The organism is Streptomyces sp. NPDC048636, assembly GCF_040650655.1.
GTDB lineage: Bacteria > Actinomycetota > Actinomycetes > Streptomycetales > Streptomycetaceae > Streptomyces.
The window spans coordinates 1-18,094 of record NZ_JBEZHR010000026.1; the positions used below are offsets into that span (position 1 = coordinate 1).

Here is an 18,094-nt window from a genome sequence, read left to right on the forward strand (position 1 = left end):
GTTACGAGGGAGGGGGTGTTGCTCGAGACTACGGCTTTAGACATGCTGCATCATGGTGATACAGCATGTAGCGTTGGCGGAGATACGGTACGCCCCTTCGATCGCCCGAAAAATCCTTCACGTTCGAGAGAAACGGTCCACGGATGGTCGGGCATGAGGGATTTAAAGGAAAGGCATCTGTGCTGAACAGCGATTTCGCTGCTCAAGGTGACGCAGCACCAGACCGCAGGGTAAATGCCTAGTTGAGACTGGTCGCGCTTCTGGAGGGGAAAGGTGTGCCCGCGAGCGAGGCGGACGACCAGGTGCCCTCGCTGGGAGCTGGCGCGGTCGCCGAGGCGCAGTGCGAGGTCGTGGAGCTGGGCGGGAACGCGGGCGCTGCTCGGGGCGAGGAGCTCTGCGAGGGCTGGACCCGGGCGTTACCGCCGTGAGCAAGGCCCTGGTGGGGCATCGCCGACCGCAGATGGGAGTGGCGCGGCGGACAGTCGACCGGGGTCGCTGAAATGGCCGTACACATCGCAGATGTGAGGCGGCGTGAGCGGGCGGGACCTGGTGCGCCTGGAGGCGTTCGTCAAGGAAACGGTGCTGCCGGGCACCCAACCGCACACCACTAAGTGGCGGCGGGTGCTGGAGGCGCTGGGCAAGGCCGACAGCTTGGAGCGGACCACTGGTGACGTCACCATCTGCACGCGCGAGGCCGACCACTACGACCCGGACGACCGGCCATCGTGGAAGGAAGGAAAGCCTGGGCACTGGAACCATCGCAACGCGTCGATCTGGGACGACTCTGCCGCGTACTCACATCCGCACGCGGCCGTCTGAGACACCATCAGAGATAGGTATCGGGAGAGCAAGGAATGTATTTGATTCCGCTCAAGGAACACCAGGCCGATCAGAAAGTGGCTTTCCGTAAGTGGGTGGGACTTCCTGCAAGGTCATCTGTGTCTCCGGAGAGGGCGGGAGGAACAATCGTGTCCGCGACCGGGTCCGGGAAGAAGATCACGGCCGCGCGCTGGAGTGCTTTCCCGAGGGCCGGATCCTCACGACCGTGCCGACCCTGGACCTGCTCGTGCAGACCGCCCAGGCGTGACGGGCAGTGGGTCACCGGGCTCCCATGGTCGCGGTGTGTTCTCTGGGGAACGACTCGGTGCTGAACAAGCTGGGGGTGCGCACCACCACCAATCCGATCCGGCTCGCGCTGTGGGCTGGGCGCGGGCCGGTCGTCGTGCTCGCCACGTACGCCTCCTTGGTGGACCGCGAGGACTTCGACGACCCCGGCGCCAGGGCAAGGTTCATGGGCCGCTGGAGGCTGCCCTGGCGGGCGGGGAGCGCCTGTGCGGCCAGCGGATGGACGGCTTCGACCTCGCGATCGTGGACGAAGCCCACGGCACCGCAGGTGATATCGGTCGGCCGTGGGCCGCGATCCACGACAACGCCCGCATCCTCGCCGACTTCCGGCTCTACCTCACCCACGCCCCGCATCCTGGCCTCTCCCCTGCTGTGGAGGGGCGCAGACGGCCAGGAGATGGCCATTGCGACCACGGCCGACGACCCGGACGACACGTACGGGCCGTAGCTGGCCGAACTCGGACTCTCAGAGGCCATCGAACGCGAAATGCTCGAAGACCCATCCTGGACCAGCAACTGGTGGTATTCGGGCTCGACTGGGCTACTCCCCCAGCGCCGCTTGGTGGGAGGGCACGGCTGCCAGGGCACGGGGGACCACGCGCTCTCTAGTGCGCTGGACGAGGGGCGAGTCGGACCCGAGGACGTCGGTCAGTGTGGAGAGCAGTTCGCTTCCCAGCTGATACCACTCCGGCGTCACCGGGATGCTTACCCAGAGGCTGTATGCGCGGCGGCTGGCTTTCTGGGTGTCGGGGTGCCCCCTTCCCTGAACGGTCGCTCTCAGCCGGACGGCGTGCAGGTACCAGCCCAGGGCCTGTTTGTGCTCGTTTGCGAGATGTCCCAAGTATCCCCGTATTTCGCGGACGTTGACGGTGTGCAGGTGTACTTCTCCGTAGACTGCGGTGACGTCTTCGTCGAGCCGCTTGGCGATGGTGGTGGCATGGGGGAGGTCACCGGAGGTGGCGACGTCCGCCACCTCTGCGAAGCGGGCGCGGAGGGTTTCTTCGTCCAGCCGTGCGGGGTCCGCCACGGGCGTGGCGCCTTCCCAGAAGTCGGGGCTCACCACGCCCCAGGGGCGGTAGAAGGGTCCGGTGTCGTGCATGGCTCTCCTGCTCAGGCGGGTACGGGACTTCGGTTCACCAGTCCACCACCCGGCGCACCTCGGTGATCCGGGTGATTGCCGCGGTCGACTTGCGCCAGCTGCTGTAGGTGACGAGGCGGGTCTCAACTCCCGACCGGGGGGCCTCGACGATCATGTTGTCGCCGATGTACATCCCCACGTGACCGGGGCGCGCGTCCGATCCGTCGGATCCGGCGTTGAAGACCAGATCGCCCGGCTTGGGCTTGTCCATACTCACCCGCTTCCCGATGTTGACCTGGTCGTACGTGGTCCGGGGGATGCTGAGCCCTGCGGCCCTGTATGCCTGCTGCATCAGTGAGGAGCAGTCACAGCGCTGCATTCGCTTGGCGCCAGAGGCATGCGGGTCGGTGCAGGCACCTCCCCACTGGTACATGCCGCCCCTGGCCTTGAGCGCCCATGCCACGGCGCTCTTGACTTTCTCCGGTGTGCCGGACGGGAGGGAGAACCCCTTCGGCAGCGTGGCGTTGGTGCTGCTCTTGGCGGCGGCGAACCGGGGGACGCTCGCCATGATGGTGCGTACGTAGTTGTATGTCTGCCCGCCCGCGAAGGACTTCGGCGGTACGCCGTGGTGTCTCTTCACCGCGTACCACCCCGCGTTGTAGCCGGCCAGCGCGAGCTCGTTGGCGGAGCCGTTGTACTCGGGGTGCTTCTTTGCCGACTCCATCAGATCGCACATGTACTTGCCCTGGGCTGCGATCGCGTCGGCCGGTTCCCATTCCGATTTCGTGCCGTTTCCGTTGCCGTCCGTCTTGTACTTCGCCCAGGTCGACGGAATGAACTGGGCGATGCCACGGGCGTCGGCCTCGGACCTCGCCTTCTCCCCGAACCCCGATTCCTGATGGAGCTGGGCGGCCAGCAGGGACGGGGACAACCCTACGTCGCATTTCTCCGCCGCCTTCTCGATCATTTTCTGGTACCTGGCCGGCACCGAACCAGGGCGCAGCGAGTCCGAGGACGTCAGCTGAAAGTTGAAATCCGATCCTCCGTCTTCGTCGTCGAACATGGCGATGAGCAGGAAGATCCCCACGCCGAGCCCCAAGGTGACTGCTGCCAGGGCCGCCCCCAGTGTGTTCAGCACCCGTTTGATGCTCACAGAGCCCCCTACTGACGGACGTCTCCCCCTGGGTGTCCCTCGCGGGTCCGAACCCTGGCTCCTGGTGGAACCTGAACGTCACTCCTGTGCGTCGTATGTGACACTACGACATCTGAGTGGCGAGAGTTGTCGGGGATTCCTAATGTTGCGACTGGGGCGAGCCTGAGTGGCTGCCCTTGCTGGAACACGGAGAAGTCGGGCTGGGTTTGCTGTGTCCGTGCGCGGACAGCAGCAGGGTTCATCGGGGGAGGGGCTTGGTGGGGAGAAAGCCCATCGCTATACGACCGCTGCCGGAAAATGTCCGCCTCGTCCTTCCGGTGATGGCGGCGACCGGGGGCAGCGGACGCTCCACAGTGTCGTTCCTCCTGGCGTACGGCCTGGCCACCGCAGGCAGCGCAGTCGTTCTGGACACCGCAGCCCGCCTGGCCTCGCCATGGCCCACATGGACCTCCGATCAGCAGGCTGAGGGTCTGGCGGCGCTCCCTCCGGACCGGCCGCTGACCGCCTCTCACGTGCGGAACTGCGCCGCGGATATGAGAGGCGCGGAGCAGGCCGGCTGGCAGGTGCTGACGGACGGGCGGGAATGGCATGCCTCGCCCCTGCCCCTCCCTGCGGACCCGGCGGCCTGGTACCAGTTGGCGGCCGTCGGGGGATGGCAGGCTGTCCTCGCGGACACCGCCCATTCCGTCCCGAACGACGTACTCTCCTCCCGCTACGACGGCTCGAGAGGCCAGACCCGCGGCTGGTACGACCTGCCGTACTCGGTACCGGTCCTGTGCGCCGCGGCCACCGCCGACGGGGTCCAGGCACTCCAGCGCACCGCCATGACGCTGCACGCCGAGGGCATACCGCTGCAACGAAGCGTCGCAGTTCTGGTGGCCACGGCGGACGGGCGCTCACCGGGTGCTGTCCGGGCCGCGGCCACGGTGCTCACGTCACAGGCAGGTGCGGTGCTGACTGTCCCGCACGACCCCCACATCCGCGCACACGGGCTGCGGAACCCGGCCAAGCTCTCGCAGCGCGGGCAGCAGGCGGCCGCCTCGTTGGCACAGGCTGTACTGACCGTGGCCGGCAAGGCATGGGGAGATCCGCTGCCTCCGGCCCGCCGCCCAGCCGCATTTCCTCTTGTCATTTCTCAAGGAGGCAACCGACCATGAGCCAGCTCATGCAGACACTGCACATCGTCACGAGCGACCCCCACCTGCATACGTTGGCCGCTGACGGTCCGGTCCCCGACGTCGTTCCGAACCTGCCGAAGGACGTCGACAGGCCGGTCGACAAGATCCTGGGCTGGACCGCCGGCCTGGGCCTGGCCGGGGCTGTCATGGGCGGGCTGCTGGGATGGGCGGCCGTGGCCGTGGGGCACAACAGCGAACGCGCTTCGCTGGCTGCCCGCGGCAAGCAGGGGATCCTGTGGAGCCTCTTCGGTGCCGGCGGCATCGGCCTCACCTCGGCGCTGGTGCTGACGTTCTTCAACCTGACCAACGGCGGGAAGTGAGCAGCATGGAGGGCGCTGACCTCAAGGCCCGCCGTGCCCGGCTGGGCCTGGCTGTCATCGGCGTACTGCTGCTGGCGGTACTCGCCGGTGGGGTCGTCACGGCCTCTCTCCTCCTGGACACCGGCGAGAGCACCGGGTCCGCCAAGAGCGAGGAGAAGGACCGGGGCAGCTCGCACGACGAGCCCTCCGAAGAGCCGCGGCGGCCGAAGCTGACCCCCGAGACGGGGGCGAAGGCATCACTGCCCAAGCCCAAGGGTCAGAAGGACGGCGTGTCGACGGGTTTCCCCCACACCACGTACGGGGCGTACGCGGCGGCCGTCTACTTCTGGGAGGAGTACGCGCTCCTGGACGACCACAAGGCCCGTCAGCAGCTGGACGCGGTCGTATCGCCCGACGCCGGCTCGGGCTATGCCGATGAGTGGATCTCCAAGGTCCGCAAACTGCGGGAGGCCGCGGGCCTGCCGCCCTCCGGCGGGACTCCGGCCGGGGTCACCTTCAGCACCTCCGTGAACGCGCTCAACGCCTGGACCGTGGACGACAAGGGCGATGTCATCCAGGTCTGGCTGAACTACGACCGCTTCGCGACAAAGGCCGACGGGGAACCGGACCCGGCGCCTCTCAAGGACCGGACCGACAACGTGATCCTCAAGTGGCAGAACGGCGGCTGGAAACTCACCGACGAGCGCAAGTACCGCAAGGAGGGGGGCCGGCCGGTCTCCTACAACCCCGACGCGCGAGTCGCGTGGCAGAACGGCTGGCGACAGGTGCGTCATGACTGACCACAAGAGGCGCCTGGCCAGGGCGCTGTCCCTGCTGCTGGCGCTGTTCTTCTTCCTCGCCCCGGCCGGCATGGGCGCTCCGGCGGCGATGGCGGATGATCCGCCAGGCACCCACGCGGAGTACGGCCCGAAGGACAACAAGGACCCGCCGCCCGAGTACGCCAGCCCCGGCATCGACGGTGACGGCAACTACTGCGAACTGGGCCAGGCGGAGGAGGATTGCCGCCCTCCCAAACGGCACGAGATACCAGGACGCCTGGAGCCGTGCGAGGGGGCCGATGGCAGCGGGAGCCTGGACTGCAGTAAGAAGGAGCGGAAGGACTACGAGCGCGACGAGCTGAAGGACTGGCGCAAGGCCAACCAGGGCGAGCTTCCCAGATTCGACGAGCAGAACAAGTACAACACCAAGTGCGTCGAAGAGGGCAAAATATTCAAACTGTGCCGTCAGGAAGCCGAGGACAAGTACAGGACCGGCATCAGCGAATGGGTGGCCGGGAAGATCTCCGAGCTCGCCTCGGACGCGCTCAAAGAGGCGGCCAACTACATCGGCAAGGCCATCGTCTGGCTGTTGGAGGCGTTCTCCGAGGTCTTCCTGAAGGCTTCCACGATCGACCTCGGTGACACCGGGATCGGGAGGGTGGTGGGCATCTCGACCGCACTCTCCGCGGTGCTCGCGACGTTCCTGCTGCTGCTGCAATTCGGGAAGGTGTCCCTCAGCCACAAGGGAGAGCCGGCGGCCACCGCCATCGCCGGACTGGCCAAATGGGCAGTCATCTCCTCCGTCTACTACATCGCGGTCACCACCGCGCTGGAATGGTCGGACGCCGTCTCCGAGTGGATCATCACCTACTCCTTCTCCAACGGCGGCTCCAAAGACGGCAACGCGACCGACCTGATGCAGCAACAGCTGGGCGAGATGTTCAGCGGACTGATCAGCGGCGGCGTCAGCGGCGGCGCGGTGGGCACCGCGCTCATCACCGGCACCACCGTCGAAGGCGCGGCCGTCGGCGTCATCCTTGTCATAGGAGTCGTCTGTCTCCTGGCCATCGGCGCGCTGTGGATCGAGATCCTCCTGCGGCAGGCCGGAATCATGATCCTCATGGCCACGATGCCCATCACCCTGGCAGGTCAACTCTCCGACAGCACACAGGAGTGGTGGACCAAGGCGCGCAACGCCCTCATTGCGCTGATCCTGATGAAGCCGATGATCGTGATGTGCTTCGCCATCGGGTTCTCCGCCATGGCCCAGGGCAAGGGCGTGCAGAACATGATCGTCGGCCTGGTGATCTTCCTGCTGGCCTGCTTCAGCTGGCCGGTGCTGGCCAAGTTCATGACCTTCTCCAGTAACGGAAACGGTTCCTCGGTCGCCTCCGGTCTGATGAGCTCGATCGGCTCGTCGGCCTCCTCCTCCGCCGGCGGCGGCTACCGGCCGGAACTGGGCGGAGCCGGCGCCGTGGGCGGGGGGCCCAACTACACCCGCGCTCTGGAGCAGGACACGGCACAGGCGGCCTCGGGCGGCTCGAACGCTGCCACCAAGGCTTCCCGTAAGTCCAGGTTCGGTCCCAGCGTGTCCAGTTCGGTCGGTCTGGGTCTGCAGCTCATGGCGATGGGCAAGGACACCATGGAGTCCGCCGCCGCCAACACCGCGGCGCACGCGGGTCTCGACCAGGGACAGCCCGGGGGCCGTCAGGTCGTCCTCTCCCGGCGCCAGCAGGGCATGGAGGAGAACACTCCCCCGTCCCCGGCGCCCGCCGCGAACAACAACCGGGACAAGGAGCCCTCTCCGATGCAGGAGGCCCCTCCCCCGCCGCAGAGCGCGGCCGGCCCGCCGCCGCCCCCGAAGGAGATGACCTAGATGTCCGGCCCGGTCACCTACGGAGGCTGGCAGTCCGAGAAATCCGGGTTCATGGGGCGGTTGTCGGGCACCGGCTTCGTCCTGATCACCGGCGCCTCCATCCTGGCTCTCACCCCGATCAACCTGGGGAGCTGGGCGGCGGCGGCCGTGTGTCTGCCGCTTGCGCTGCTGCTGCTCGTCGTCGCCTTCGGGCGGGTGATGGGGCTGAGCGCGGATGAATGGATCGTTCTCGCAGTGAGGCATCAGATCAACGTGGCCACCAAACGCAACATCTTCCTCAGCGGCATCTTCGCCCCCCGCGCGGCCGAGGACGGGGCGCAGCCGATGGATCTGCCCGGGACGCTTGCCCGGCTGCGCATCCTGGAAGCCCCCGACGGTCTCGGCGGCACCCTCGGTATCTCCCACGACCCCATGGCCGGCACCTACACGGCGACCGCCCGCCTCACCTTCCCCGGTCTCGCACTCATCGAGACGGGACGGCAGACCGCCCGCGTCGCCGCCTGGTCCGGCTTCCTGCGCTCGTTCTGCACCGAGGATTCGCCCATCGTCCGGATCGGCATACACCAGCGGTGCCTGCCCGACGACGGGGCAGCCCTGCGCAACTGGACCGAGCGGCACCTGGCGGCCGAGGCGCCCCCGCAGTCGGTCACCGCGCTCGGGGAACTGATGACGGGGGCCGGCCCGGCGGCCACGGTGCGCGAGACCTACCTGTCCGTGACGCTCTCCGCGTCCCGCGCCCGGCTGGCGATCAAGGGTGCCGGAGGCGGACAAGTGGGAGCCGCGGCGGTGCTGGCACGTGAACTCCACGCCATGCACGGCACGCTCTCCTCCGCGAGCCTGCAGGTCGTCGAGTGGCTCACCCCCCGCGGCCTGGCCCAGGCCGTGCGGACCGCCTACGACCCGGAGGCGCAGCTCATGCTCGCCACCCGCAAGGCCGCAGCCGAGTCCCAGGAGTGGGAAGGGACACCCCCGGGAATGGACCCGGCGCTGGCCGGCCCCGCCTCGGCCGAGACGAGCTGGGGCACCTACCAGCACGACGGTGCCTGGACGGTCTCCTACCAGGTCCGCACCTGGCCCCAGTCCGAGGTCTACGCCACCTTCCTGCAGCCGCTGCTACGACCGCGGCAGAACGCACGGCGTTCCATAGGCATGGTCTACGAGCCGATCGGCCCGCGCCGCGCCCGGCAGGACCTGGCGCGGGAGAAGGCCAAGCGTGAGTCGGCCCGCAAGCTGCGGGCCAAGGCCGGCCAGGACGAAAGCGAGGACGAACGCCGGGAGGCCCAGGTGGCCCGCACCCAGGACGCCGCCCGGGCCGCCGGCCAAGGAGTGGTGCGCATGACCGCCATGCTCGCGGTCACGGTCACCGACCTGGACGAGCTGGAGACCGCCTGCGCCGAACTCCAGGCCGACGCCGCCGCCTCCGGCCTCGAGCTGCGCCGCATGTGGGGCGCCCAGGACGTCGGCTTCGTCGCTGCCGCCCTGCCGCTGGGACAGGGGCTTCCGGACCGCAGGATCGGCTTCTGATGGGGTTCTTCAGCCGCAGGGCCAAGAGCGGCGACACCGTGCTGCAGGAGTCGGGATTCGCTGCCGCGACCGGTCTGAACAGGCGTACGACGGCTCCCCCGCCACCGGACCTGAGCCAGCGCGAACAACGGCACGCACGACTGCTGGAGAACCCGGACACCGTGATGCGGGTCGCTCCCCGCAAGGGTTGGGCCCATCCCTACGCGGGACGGACCAGCACCCTGCCGCGCACCGAGGTCGTCAAGGTCGACACCCCCAACGCGGCGGGCGCCTATCCCTTCCTGCATGCGGCGTCGCTGCCGCCGGTCGGCGCGTATATGGGGCAGAACACCCTGACCACCGAGGCGTTTTCTGCGCACCCCTCGGTGTGGGTGAAGGAAGGCCTGTGCACCAACCCGAATGTCATGATCACCGGCATTCCCGGGTCCGGGAAGTCCGCCCACATCAAGGCGCTGTGCTTCCGGCTGATGGCGTTCGGACACCGCACGCTGGTCGCCGGTGATGTGAAGGGGGAGTACGCGGCGCTGTGCCGTCACCTCGGGGTCGAGCCGGTACGGCTGGGCCCCGGGCTGCCGGGCAGACTCAACCCGCTGGACGCCGGTCCGCTGGGCGCGAACCTGGAGACGATCAAGGATCACGCCGAGATGCGCTCCCGCCTCCAGGAGATCCACCGACGCCGACTCACCCTGATCAAGGCCCTGCTCGAACTCCAGCTGCGCCGGATCCTGGAGCCGCAGGAAGAGGAAGCACTGGATGTCGCGGTACGGGAGGTGACCGGCGAGCTGTACGGGCAGTCCCGGCTGGGCGTGCCCACCCTCCCCTCGGTCTACCAGGTGCTGCGCGACCCCACGGAGGCCATGGCCGAGGCCCTGCGGGTCAGGGGCGGCGACGTGCAGACCGCCCGGGAGCAGATGGCCTCGATCCGCTCGGCGCTGGGCGGCATGGTCAACGGTCACCTGGGCGGCCTCTTCGACCAGGAGACCAGCATCGGCCTGGACTGGGAAGCGCCGATCCAGTCGGTGGATGTCTCCGCCCTTCAGGAGTACGGCGACGAGACCGTGGCGATGGTCCTCACCTGCGTCTCCACCTGGGCGCAGAGTGCCATCGACCGCCCCGGCGCCCGTCCGTGGATCGTGGTGCGGGACGAGCTGTGGCGGCAGATGCGGTCCGGCGGCGCGGCGATGGTCAGGAAGATCGACGCGGACCTGCGGCTGTCCCGCGCGACCGGCACCATCCAGGTGCTCGCCACCCACCGGCTGTCTGACTTCGAGGCAGTCGGCTCGTCCGGCAGTGAGGCCGTGGCCATCGCCAAGGACCTCATCTCCTCCTGCGAGACCCGTATCCAGCTCGCTCAGGACACCCGCCCGTTGCAGATCACCCGCGAGGCGATCGGCCTGACCGACGCCGAGAGCGACCTGATCAGCTCCTGGGGCGCGGGACAGCGCGGCCGCGCGCTGTGGAAGGTGGGCCGTAGCGGCAGCCACGCCGTGCAGCTGATGCTCTCGCACACCGAGAGCGCTCTGTTCGAGACGGACGAGAAGATGGGGGTCTGATGGAAGGGCGCTCCTCGGGCACTTCCGGCACTTCCGGGATGAACGACGGCACGGTCATGGCCGCATATGCGGCGGGGCTGGGCATCACCGTGGGCGGCGCGGTGCTGTTGGCCGGTCCGCTGGCCGGGGCGCTGAGCGGCTCCGGATGGCCGCACCGCACCACCTCGCTGCCCGCCGCTGTCGCACTCTCGCTCCTCAAGGGGCCTGGCGCCGCTTTCAGCCCCGCCCCGCCCGGCTGGCTCTTCTATCCGCTCGCCCTCCTGCTGGCCGCAGGGTTCCTGTTCCTGGTCCTCAAAGGGGCGACCCTCCTGAGGCTGAACGGACGCACCGGAGGGGCGCAGTGGGGCGGGTCCAAGACCGAGCGGAAGCTGGCGGCACCACAGGCCCCGGAGAACCGTGCCGGCCGCATCAGCGCGGGCCGCGGGACGCAGACGAAGAAGATCCTGACCACCCAGCCGAACATCTCCGCCACCGTCTTCGGCGTCCCCGGCAGCAGCAAGACGACCGGCCTGGTGCTGCCGAACGCGGCAGAGTGGCAGGGGCCGTTGGTCATCACCACCACCAAGGCAGCCGACCTCGATGTCATCTACGCCCGGCGCAGTGCGCTGGGCCCGGTCTGGGTGATCGCCCCGGCGGGCATCCCCGGCCGGGCCACGCACCGCTGGTCCCCGGTCGACTACTGCGTGGACGCAAAGGCCGCCGAGCGGATGGCCGCCTGGATGGCGGAAGCCTCGGCGTCCGGGGACGACAAGCGGGCGGCCCCCTGGGTCGACCAGGCCCGCAACGTCCTCAAGGGCGTACTGCTGGCGGCCCAGCTGAACGGGGGCGGCGTCAACGACATGCGCCGCTGGCTGTCCCTGGGCAAGGACGCGGTCGACCACGTGCGCGCCGTCCTGCTGGCACACGATTACCAGGAGACCGCCGACGACTACGCCTCCCCGTGGCTGCGGCTGCACGAGGACGGCATCGGGTCCATCCAGTTCACTCTCAACGTCCTGGCACGCGTCTACGCGGACGAGGAGGTCCGCGACACCAGCGCGGGGACCGACTTCACCGTCGAGGAGCTGCTGGACCGCAACGGAACCGTGTGCCTGATCGCCTCCGAGGCCGACGCGGAACGCTTCGCACCACTGCTGACCTCCCTGATCGCCTCGATCATCCACGGTGCCGAGGCCCGCTACAACGAAACCGGCGTGGCGCTGGACCCGGCGCTGGGCGTGATGGTCGACGAGGCGGGCAACATGCTGCGCTATCCCCGGCTGCCGAACATCCTCACCACCGGCCGCGGCATGGGCATCAGCCTGCTGACGGTGTGGCACGACCTGTCCCAGCTGCGCGACCGCCTCGGACAGCAGAAGGCGAACACGGTGCTGTCCGCCTCGGGGATGCGGATGCTGCTGCCCGGCTGCGGCGACCTGGAGACGCTCCGGTACTTCTCCGGCCTGTACGGACGCACCGAGGTGCGACGGGAGTCGACCACCCGCGGGCGCGGTGGGGAAAACTCGACACAGGTCTCGGTCGTGGAGACCGACCTTGCCCCCGTTCACGCGCTGCAGCAGCTGCCCGAGTTCACCGCGATCGCGCAGTACACCAACCTGCCGCCGGTCAAGGTGCGGATGCGGCTGACCTTCCGCGACAAGGACCTCAAAAAACTCCTGGCCGCCCCGGTGCCGGCCGGGATATCCCTCGAGAAGAACCCACCCACCGGCACAACCCCATTGGAGGCCGCTGATGTCTGAGTACGCCCTGGAAGGTCTGGAGGACGGCATGGAGGATCCGGCCTCGCTGTGGCCGGAGCTGCCGGAGCTGGAAGAGGAGTCCGCCGCCTACGGCTGGGTGTGGACGGCGATGACGCCAGCCGAACGCCGCGCCAAGATGCGGGAGCTGGCCGAGTGGGTGGAGTGGCTGCGCACCACGTTCGAGCTGCACAACCAGATCCCCCAGTGCTGGTACCGGCACCCTCCGGTGCGGGAGCACCTGACCGCGCTGTACGCGGGCTGGATGCGCACCTACTGCCAGCCGGCGCCCGGCCGGGACCTGGCCGAGGCCGAATGGCTGTCGATCCTGCACGGTTTCCTGCCGCGCCTGCACGTGGCCAGCTGCGCCAACGGCACCCACCACGAGGCGCCGCCGCGTCCTGCCGTACGCCCGGAAGCCCAGGAGGAGTTCGAGGAATACCTGACCGCGTCCGAGTTCGGCACCGCCGACTCCGCGCATCCGGCGGAGGCGGAAGCGCTGCGGCAGGCCACCGAGATATAGCGGCCCCTCACCGGACCCATCAAGGAGAACGTGAATGACGGAGCAGCCAGTGGCGGCCGTCCCGGAGCGCAACGACACCTTGCGCCTGGCCCTCAACAGCCTCCCGCACTCGATGCGCCGGAACAATGCCGAATTGCGCAAGACGTACGAGGAACTGCGGAACACGTGGAGGCCTGCCGATGCGGTGCCCGCGCCGCCTGCCCCCGCAGGGACCGGGGCGTCCGACGGGCACGACGTCTCGGTCGCCTTGCGTGCCCTCGAGAGCCACGCCGCCGTCCTGGGCGCGACCGGCAACCCGCTCTGGACGCAGTTGCAGGACACGCGCAAGGCCACAGCCAGGATGGTGCATTCGGTCCGGGCCTTCACCGGAGACCGGATCTGGCACCAACACGTGGAACGGAACGCGCACTGGAGGCGGCTGTGGACGGACATCGCACAGCAATCCACCCATGCCTACGCCCGTCTCGCCGGTGAGCTGGCCGGCCAGCTGGAGCGTGAGGGCCACAGGGAGACGGCAGGCGCCGTCGCCGCGCTGCGGGAGCTGAGCCGGACCGCGGCGGAGCGCAGCGCCGAGCTGGGGAAGCTCTCCCGCAAGAACCTGCCCACCCCCGAGGCATCCGCGGTGGACCGGGAGATGCGCGGGATACGCCGCCCCGACCTCGGATACGGCCTGGGCGAGGCGGGACGCACGCAGGCTGCCCACGGCTCCCGCGACATCCGCCAAGGGCTCAAGATGTGGGCCGACCGATCCACGGTGGGCCGGCGTCTTGGAAAGTTGAAATCGCCGGCGCTCATCCGCATGAGGAACGCGTGGGCAAACCTGCCCTCCGACGACTTGCGAGAGGGCCCCCGGGATGCGGCGATACGGTTCGGCGAGCTCGTGCGGCGCACTCATGAAGTCAGGGAGGAAATCCGCAAAGGCAATCTGGGCACTTACTCCGCGAAGGACATCGCCACCCTGGACTCGGTGATCGACGCCGGCTTCCAGCACATGAAGCGGCTGGCGAACACCGCGCCGGCGGGGGTCGCCACCGACGCCCGCGCCTACGGCTCCGTCGAGCAGGCGCAGGACGGAAACCTGAAGCTGGCCGGTCAGCTCCTCGCCTGGCAGCGCAGCACCATGGGCGAGAACCTGCTCACGAGCCGGGACAAGCACGTCAAGGATCTGCGGGACGCCTGGCGGAACCTTCCGGACCCTCCCACCGAGAAGGACAGAAAACTGGGGTCCTACGACCGGTGGAGGGCCGCAGAGAAGACAGCGGCGTTCGGCAGGGCCGCGCAGGCGCTCCTGAAAGCCCAGGCCGAGGGCTCCTTCTCAGCGGCGGACATGGCCAAGCTCCAAGCAGTGGCGAACGGCGCGATGAGCCACGCCGCGCGGATGGCCAAGATCCCCGAATCGCTCCTTCCGAAGGACCCGGCGAAGAACCGGACCGCCGTGACCGAGAAATCCGCCCAGCGGGTGAACGCGGGACTGGCCCAGCGGGCGCAGGTCCGGGCACCCGTCATGCCTGCGCAGGTACGCAGGACACAGTCGGCCAAGGCATAGAGCAGGGTGCCGGATGTCGGGCGGCGCCCGACATCCGGCACCCTGCTCAGCGACTCAGGAGAGTCCTGGGCCGCGCGGGCTGCGCGAACCCGATGGCGGTGCGCTGGACCGGCGGCGGCTGCACCCGGGCCGTGCGCCGCTGCACCGCCTGGATTTCGGCCTGACGCTGGCGGGGTGAGAGGGAGGCGCGGCGGCGTTCCTCGGTCAGGACGTCTGTCACGGTGTCCCGATAGTTGTTGGCGGTTTCCCGGGCGAAATGTGACGTGTCCTCGAATGCCTTCGCTTCGAGCGGCTTGTTCTGATTGCTGAGTTCCTCGCGGCGCCTTTCGGCGCGGTTCGCCTCCTGGTCGGCCCTTTGGTAGCGGTGCATGCTGCCCTCCAGCAGACTCTGCAGGTCGGCGTCGCTGTACGCTGCCAGCGGCCCGGCATCGCGGGCTCGGCGGCCGGCTCCCCAGCGCGGTGCCCGGCGCCGCTCCCGGCGGTCGATAGCCGCCTCGATGGCCCAGTTCCACCGAGTGCTGGACCCGGCGGCCGCCGTTGCGGCCTCACGGGCGGCCTCCTGACCGACCCAGTCCGTGGTCCGGGCGGCGAGCCGGGCGGCCTTTGCCACGGCCCGCATCGACACCTCGTCGCTCAGGCCGCGCTCGCGCTCGGCCTCGATCACCTGGGCCGGGGTCCGCTTGCCGGACCTGAGCCCGGGGGAGTCCACGGCCGTGCCGTCCGGCCGGAAGACCCGCACGTCCGCGCCCATGGCCGCGGCGCGGGTGGCGCTCTCCCCCACCCGGTCCGGCGCGAGGGTGAAGGGCAGCCGTGCGGTGCGGCGGTCGCTGAGGTGGGTCTCGAGGGCGTTGATCCGGCGTATGGGCTCCGGCGTGGCCACTGCGGCGAATTCGACGCGGTAGCCGGCCTCCTGGAAGCGCTTCATGTCCATGGCCAGTGCCTGCGGGTCGCGGGCGTCCGTGCGCAGGACAGCGTCGGCCCGCTGCCCGATGGCGTACTGGGCGGCCGCCAGGTGCCGGTCCTCCGGTCTGCGGGCCCGGGAGTCCCGGACGGCCTGGTGGGCGGGGTGATCGGGCGGGTACGCGCCACCGAGGTCGACGACGTTTCCCCGGCCCGCGAGCTGCTGGTGGGCGAGGAGGGAGACTGCCTCCATACCGCTGCCCTCGGTACCGGCGACGACGACCACGACCGGCTGGTCGGGCGGTTCGGCGGGGGGTGGGGGGATAGCGGGAAGCGGCGGGAGCGCCTTTTCGACGGCCTCTCCCGCTCTGTCCAGGGAAGTACTGGCCCCGTCCGCGGTGCGTGCGTTGTGCTCCTGGACGACCTGGCGCACCTCGTCGTGCACGGTGAGCGCCTTGACACAGTCGTCGGCGGAGCGCAGTCGTGAGTCCCGGAGCACCTCATCCAGAGCCCGCAACGGCACGCCGGCATCCGTCAGCCAGGCGTCCACCGCACTCCAGCGGTCCGAGAGCGCCCGGGTCCCCGCCGAGTTCTCGGGGAAGGTTTCGGTGTGGGTCGCCACCAGAGCCCGGTAGATGTCCGCGTGGTGGGGGACGGTGAAATGGTCGGGGGTGATGTCCCCCATGACGTCGCGCACGAGTTCGGGATGCCGCCACAGCCGTCCCAGCAGCTGCGTCTCGTAGTCGCGGCCGGTGAGGACCTGGGCCCTCCCGTTGTCTTCCTCGGCCACCGTTACCGCTCCCCGTTCTCTCGCTGTGCAACCTCCGCGACCGGTTCCGCATCCGCCTGGGCCAGCTGTGCCAGCTGGGCCGCGTGCTGCTCGAACGCGGCGATCAGCGCGGCGTCCTCGGCGCTTTCGGTATCGAGCGGGGCGTAGCGGTCCTCCCTGGCGATCCACCAGCGTCCCTCGAACGAGATCGCTGTGCCCTCCTGGGTCAGGGACAGGGCCCTGCCGTCGGCCACGGCCTCGTGCAGGGGGCGCACCGTGGCGTAGTCGTCGACGACCTGGTCGCAGTAGGCGCGCGCCGCCTCGACGGCCTCGTGGTTGTCCGGACGGATCACCGTGCGCCACGCACTGATGCGGCGGCTGACGCCGAGCCAGCGCTCGCTCTCCTGCTGCCCGGCGCCGAAGCGGGAGTCGGCGTGGTCGATGCGGGCGGCACAGACCTCCTGCGCCTGATCCATCGAGGCCAGGAGAGCGTCGAAGGCGCCGATTGCCAGCTCGTCCCAGGCACCGGGCCTGATCTCGTCAAGTACTACGTCGGGTATCCCAGACACGCCACTCCTCCGCAACAAAGCCGATGTTGTCCGGCGGCCTCAGCCTAATGATTCCGGGGGCGCTTCGGCGTCCCGAACCGGGCGCTGAGCAGCGGCAGTTCGTACCGACTTCGTCACAGCACCCCGGTCAGGGCGTTGCCCCCCGTTGGCCGACCACGTCCAGGTATCCCGCGAGCACCTTCAGTGAGGCGCCCAACCGCCCTGTGCGTCACCCTGGACCTCACCTGGAGAAGGCTCGGCCCTCCGGCGCCCGCGCACGGTCGGCGCGGCGAGGACCGGCCCTGGCGAACGCCGAGGAGTGATGAAGATGGCCCGCCTCTGGCTGGACGTGCCCTTCGCGGAGAAGGACGAGGCCAAGGCACAGGGAGCCCGCTGGGACCCGGCCGCCAGGCGCTGGTTCGCACCCAGGCCCGGGATGCCGGGCCTGCAGCGGTGGGAGACGCTGCCGGACATACCCGCCCTGCTCCCCGGCGAGGACCGGACGTTCGGATCCGGGCTGTTCGTGGACCTCGTCCCGCGCTCGTGCTGGTTCACCAACGTCCGCTCGTGCGTCGTCCCCCGCGACTGGGAACGGCTGCGGCGCATGATCACCACAAGGGCCCGGCAGCGGTGCGAGGCGTGCGGGCAGGGCGAGGACCGCACGGCACGACGGTGGCTCGAGGCACACGAACGCTGGGAGTACGACGAGGAGAGCGGAGTGCAGCATCTGCGGCGGCTGGTGTGCCTGTGCACCGACTGCCACACCGTCACACACTTCGGACTGGCCGAGGTCAACGGCAGGCGGGACGCGGCACTGGCCCACCTGCGCACCGTGACCGGGATGCCGGTGAGTGCGGCGGAACGCCATGTACGGGCCGCCTTCGCCCTGTGGCGGGAGCGCTCGGCCCGCGAGTGGACACTGGATCTGAGCATGCTCACCGAGGCGGGCGTCACCGTCGTAGCCCCGCCCTCGGCCTCCGAGCGGGAGCGGACAGCGCGGCAGGCCGTGCGGCAGGAGCGGGCCGCCGAAGGACCGGCCACCACCCGGCCCACGCCCACCCCGCCGACGGTGCCCGAGGCGCCCCGGGCCACGGAGGTGAGCGAGGAAGAGCTGGCCGGCGCCCTGGACACGGTCTTCGCCCGGCCCGCCCCCGCAGGCGGTCCGCAGTGGATCGCCGTGCCCCGGTGGCAGTGGTTCTGCCACATGTGCGACACCCACGTCCGGCCCCCCGACATCGCCGTGGCGTCGGTGACGGGAACGCCTTCCGGAGACCACCGGATCGTGTGCCGGCCCTGCGAGTGGGCCCATCTGGTGGACGAGTTCGACCTCGCCGCACCGGTGCACCGGGCGGTGCTGGCGGCGGCCGCCGAAGCGCTGGACACCCCGGGCAGCGCGGCCACCTGGGACCCGCACGCGCGGCGCTTCCGCACCGTGACCGGACGGCTCACCGACGGGCGTCCGGGGCGTGACGGACCCCGCTGACCGGTCCTTCCGCGGTCTTCGGGC

Annotated in this window: 16 protein-coding genes and 1 pseudogene; 13 read left to right on the top strand and 4 right to left on the bottom strand. The window is 69.5% G+C overall.

Features of this window, described 5'->3' with window-relative positions; genetic code table 11:
• Positions 1-275 precede the first annotated feature (275 nt).
• The 3 genes and pseudogenes from AB0C66_RS35670 to AB0C66_RS35680 all read left to right on the top strand — a co-directional run.
• Positions 276-428, top strand: coding sequence for a hypothetical protein (locus AB0C66_RS35670; protein ID WP_362448689.1), 153 nt, complete (start codon positions 276-278; stop codon positions 426-428).
• A 103-nt stretch (positions 429-531) separates the two neighbouring features.
• Positions 532-819: a hypothetical protein gene (locus tag AB0C66_RS35675; RefSeq protein ID WP_362448692.1), complete on the top strand. Its 288-nt coding sequence runs from the start codon at positions 532-534 to the stop codon at positions 817-819.
• Between the two features lie 35 nt (positions 820-854).
• Positions 855-1,570 (top strand): annotated as a pseudogene (locus AB0C66_RS35680) (DEAD/DEAH box helicase family protein); the annotation flags it as partial.
• Between the two features lie 96 nt (positions 1,571-1,666).
• Here the strand turns inward: AB0C66_RS35680 and AB0C66_RS35685 are convergent.
• Together AB0C66_RS35685 and AB0C66_RS35690 are read right to left on the bottom strand one after the other, a co-directional pair.
• On the bottom strand, positions 1,667-2,224 hold the full coding sequence (locus AB0C66_RS35685) for a hypothetical protein (RefSeq protein ID WP_362448695.1): 558 nt from the start codon (positions 2,222-2,224) through the stop codon (positions 1,667-1,669).
• 34 nt (positions 2,225-2,258) lie between these two features.
• Positions 2,259-3,341 (bottom strand): bifunctional lytic transglycosylase/C40 family peptidase, encoded by a 1,083-nt coding sequence (locus AB0C66_RS35690; RefSeq protein ID WP_362448698.1) that lies wholly within the window; start codon positions 3,339-3,341, stop codon positions 2,259-2,261.
• A gap of 548 nt (positions 3,342-3,889) precedes the next feature.
• On the opposite strand from AB0C66_RS35690, the gene AB0C66_RS35695 reads away from it, so the two are divergent.
• Genes AB0C66_RS35695 through AB0C66_RS35735 form a run of 9 tightly spaced genes read left to right on the top strand, consistent with a single transcriptional unit; the run spans position 3,890 to position 14,370 of the window.
• Positions 3,890-4,513 carry a hypothetical protein gene (locus AB0C66_RS35695; RefSeq protein ID WP_362448701.1) on the top strand — a complete coding sequence of 208 codons (624 nt, stop codon included), beginning with the start codon at positions 3,890-3,892 and terminating at the stop codon, positions 4,511-4,513.
• On the top strand, positions 4,510-4,854 hold the full coding sequence (locus AB0C66_RS35700) for a hypothetical protein (protein WP_362448704.1): 345 nt from the start codon (positions 4,510-4,512) through the stop codon (positions 4,852-4,854). Before AB0C66_RS35695 ends, AB0C66_RS35700 begins: the two co-directional genes overlap by 4 nt.
• Positions 4,855-4,859: 5 nt before the next feature.
• On the top strand, positions 4,860-5,633 hold the full coding sequence (locus AB0C66_RS35705; RefSeq protein WP_362448707.1) for a hypothetical protein: 774 nt from the start codon (positions 4,860-4,862) through the stop codon (positions 5,631-5,633).
• A complete protein-coding gene (locus tag AB0C66_RS35710) occupies positions 5,626-7,488 on the top strand; it encodes a hypothetical protein (RefSeq protein ID WP_362448710.1) in 1,863 nt (620 codons plus the stop codon). Before AB0C66_RS35705 ends, AB0C66_RS35710 begins: the two co-directional genes overlap by 8 nt.
• Complete coding sequence (locus AB0C66_RS35715; protein WP_362448713.1) at positions 7,489-9,012, top strand: SCO6880 family protein; 1,524 nt, start codon at positions 7,489-7,491, stop codon at positions 9,010-9,012.
• Entirely contained in the window at positions 9,012-10,565 is a 1,554-nt protein-coding gene (locus AB0C66_RS35720) for a type VI secretion protein (RefSeq protein ID WP_362448716.1), read from the top strand. Before AB0C66_RS35715 ends, AB0C66_RS35720 begins: the two co-directional genes overlap by 1 nt.
• Before the next feature lie 38 nt (positions 10,566-10,603).
• Complete coding sequence (locus tag AB0C66_RS35725; RefSeq protein WP_362448719.1) at positions 10,604-12,304, top strand: type IV secretory system conjugative DNA transfer family protein; 1,701 nt, start codon at positions 10,604-10,606, stop codon at positions 12,302-12,304.
• Positions 12,297-12,824 carry a hypothetical protein gene (locus tag AB0C66_RS35730; protein ID WP_362448722.1) on the top strand — a complete coding sequence of 176 codons (528 nt, stop codon included), beginning with the start codon at positions 12,297-12,299 and terminating at the stop codon, positions 12,822-12,824. Before AB0C66_RS35725 ends, AB0C66_RS35730 begins: the two co-directional genes overlap by 8 nt.
• 34 nt (positions 12,825-12,858) lie before the next feature.
• Positions 12,859-14,370, top strand: a complete 1,512-nt coding sequence (locus tag AB0C66_RS35735; RefSeq protein ID WP_362448725.1) for a hypothetical protein — start codon at positions 12,859-12,861, stop codon at positions 14,368-14,370.
• A gap of 46 nt (positions 14,371-14,416) precedes the next feature.
• Here AB0C66_RS35735 and AB0C66_RS35740 read toward each other — a convergent pair whose 3' ends face one another.
• Positions 14,417-16,060, bottom strand: coding sequence for a zeta toxin family protein (locus AB0C66_RS35740; protein ID WP_362448728.1), 1,644 nt, complete (start codon positions 16,058-16,060; stop codon positions 14,417-14,419).
• Positions 16,061-16,062: 2 nt separating this feature from the next.
• A complete protein-coding gene (locus tag AB0C66_RS35745) occupies positions 16,063-16,608 on the bottom strand; it encodes a hypothetical protein (RefSeq protein WP_362448731.1) in 546 nt (181 codons plus the stop codon).
• A 301-nt stretch (positions 16,609-16,909) separates the two neighbouring features.
• On the opposite strand from AB0C66_RS35745, the gene AB0C66_RS35750 reads away from it, so the two are divergent.
• A complete protein-coding gene (locus AB0C66_RS35750; RefSeq protein WP_362448734.1) occupies positions 16,910-18,070 on the top strand; it encodes a DUF5710 domain-containing protein in 1,161 nt (386 codons plus the stop codon).
• Positions 18,071-18,094: the final 24 nt, after the last annotated feature.

What these genes read in the sequence shown, in the direction of transcription:
- AB0C66_RS35705 (WP_362448707.1), top strand. Translation starts at nt 4,860, where the DNA reads ATGGAGGGCGCTGACCTCAAGGCCCGCCGTGCCCGGCTGGGCCTGGCT.
- AB0C66_RS35725 (WP_362448719.1), top strand. Translation starts at nt 10,604, where the DNA reads ATGAACGACGGCACGGTCATGGCCGCATATGCGGCGGGGCTGGGCATC.
- AB0C66_RS35685 (WP_362448695.1), bottom strand. Translation starts at nt 2,224, where the DNA reads ATGCACGACACCGGACCCTTCTACCGCCCCTGGGGCGTGGTGAGCCCC.
- AB0C66_RS35750 (WP_362448734.1), top strand. Translation starts at nt 16,910, where the DNA reads ATGAAGATGGCCCGCCTCTGGCTGGACGTGCCCTTCGCGGAGAAGGAC.
- AB0C66_RS35695 (WP_362448701.1), top strand. Translation starts at nt 3,890, where the DNA reads ATGAGAGGCGCGGAGCAGGCCGGCTGGCAGGTGCTGACGGACGGGCGG.
- AB0C66_RS35720 (WP_362448716.1), top strand. Translation starts at nt 9,012, where the DNA reads ATGGGGTTCTTCAGCCGCAGGGCCAAGAGCGGCGACACCGTGCTGCAG.
- AB0C66_RS35710 (WP_362448710.1), top strand. Translation starts at nt 5,626, where the DNA reads ATGACTGACCACAAGAGGCGCCTGGCCAGGGCGCTGTCCCTGCTGCTG.
- AB0C66_RS35735 (WP_362448725.1), top strand. Translation starts at nt 12,859, where the DNA reads ATGACGGAGCAGCCAGTGGCGGCCGTCCCGGAGCGCAACGACACCTTG.
- AB0C66_RS35730 (WP_362448722.1), top strand. Translation starts at nt 12,297, where the DNA reads ATGTCTGAGTACGCCCTGGAAGGTCTGGAGGACGGCATGGAGGATCCG.
- AB0C66_RS35700 (WP_362448704.1), top strand. Translation starts at nt 4,510, where the DNA reads ATGAGCCAGCTCATGCAGACACTGCACATCGTCACGAGCGACCCCCAC.
- AB0C66_RS35715 (WP_362448713.1), top strand. Translation starts at nt 7,489, where the DNA reads ATGTCCGGCCCGGTCACCTACGGAGGCTGGCAGTCCGAGAAATCCGGG.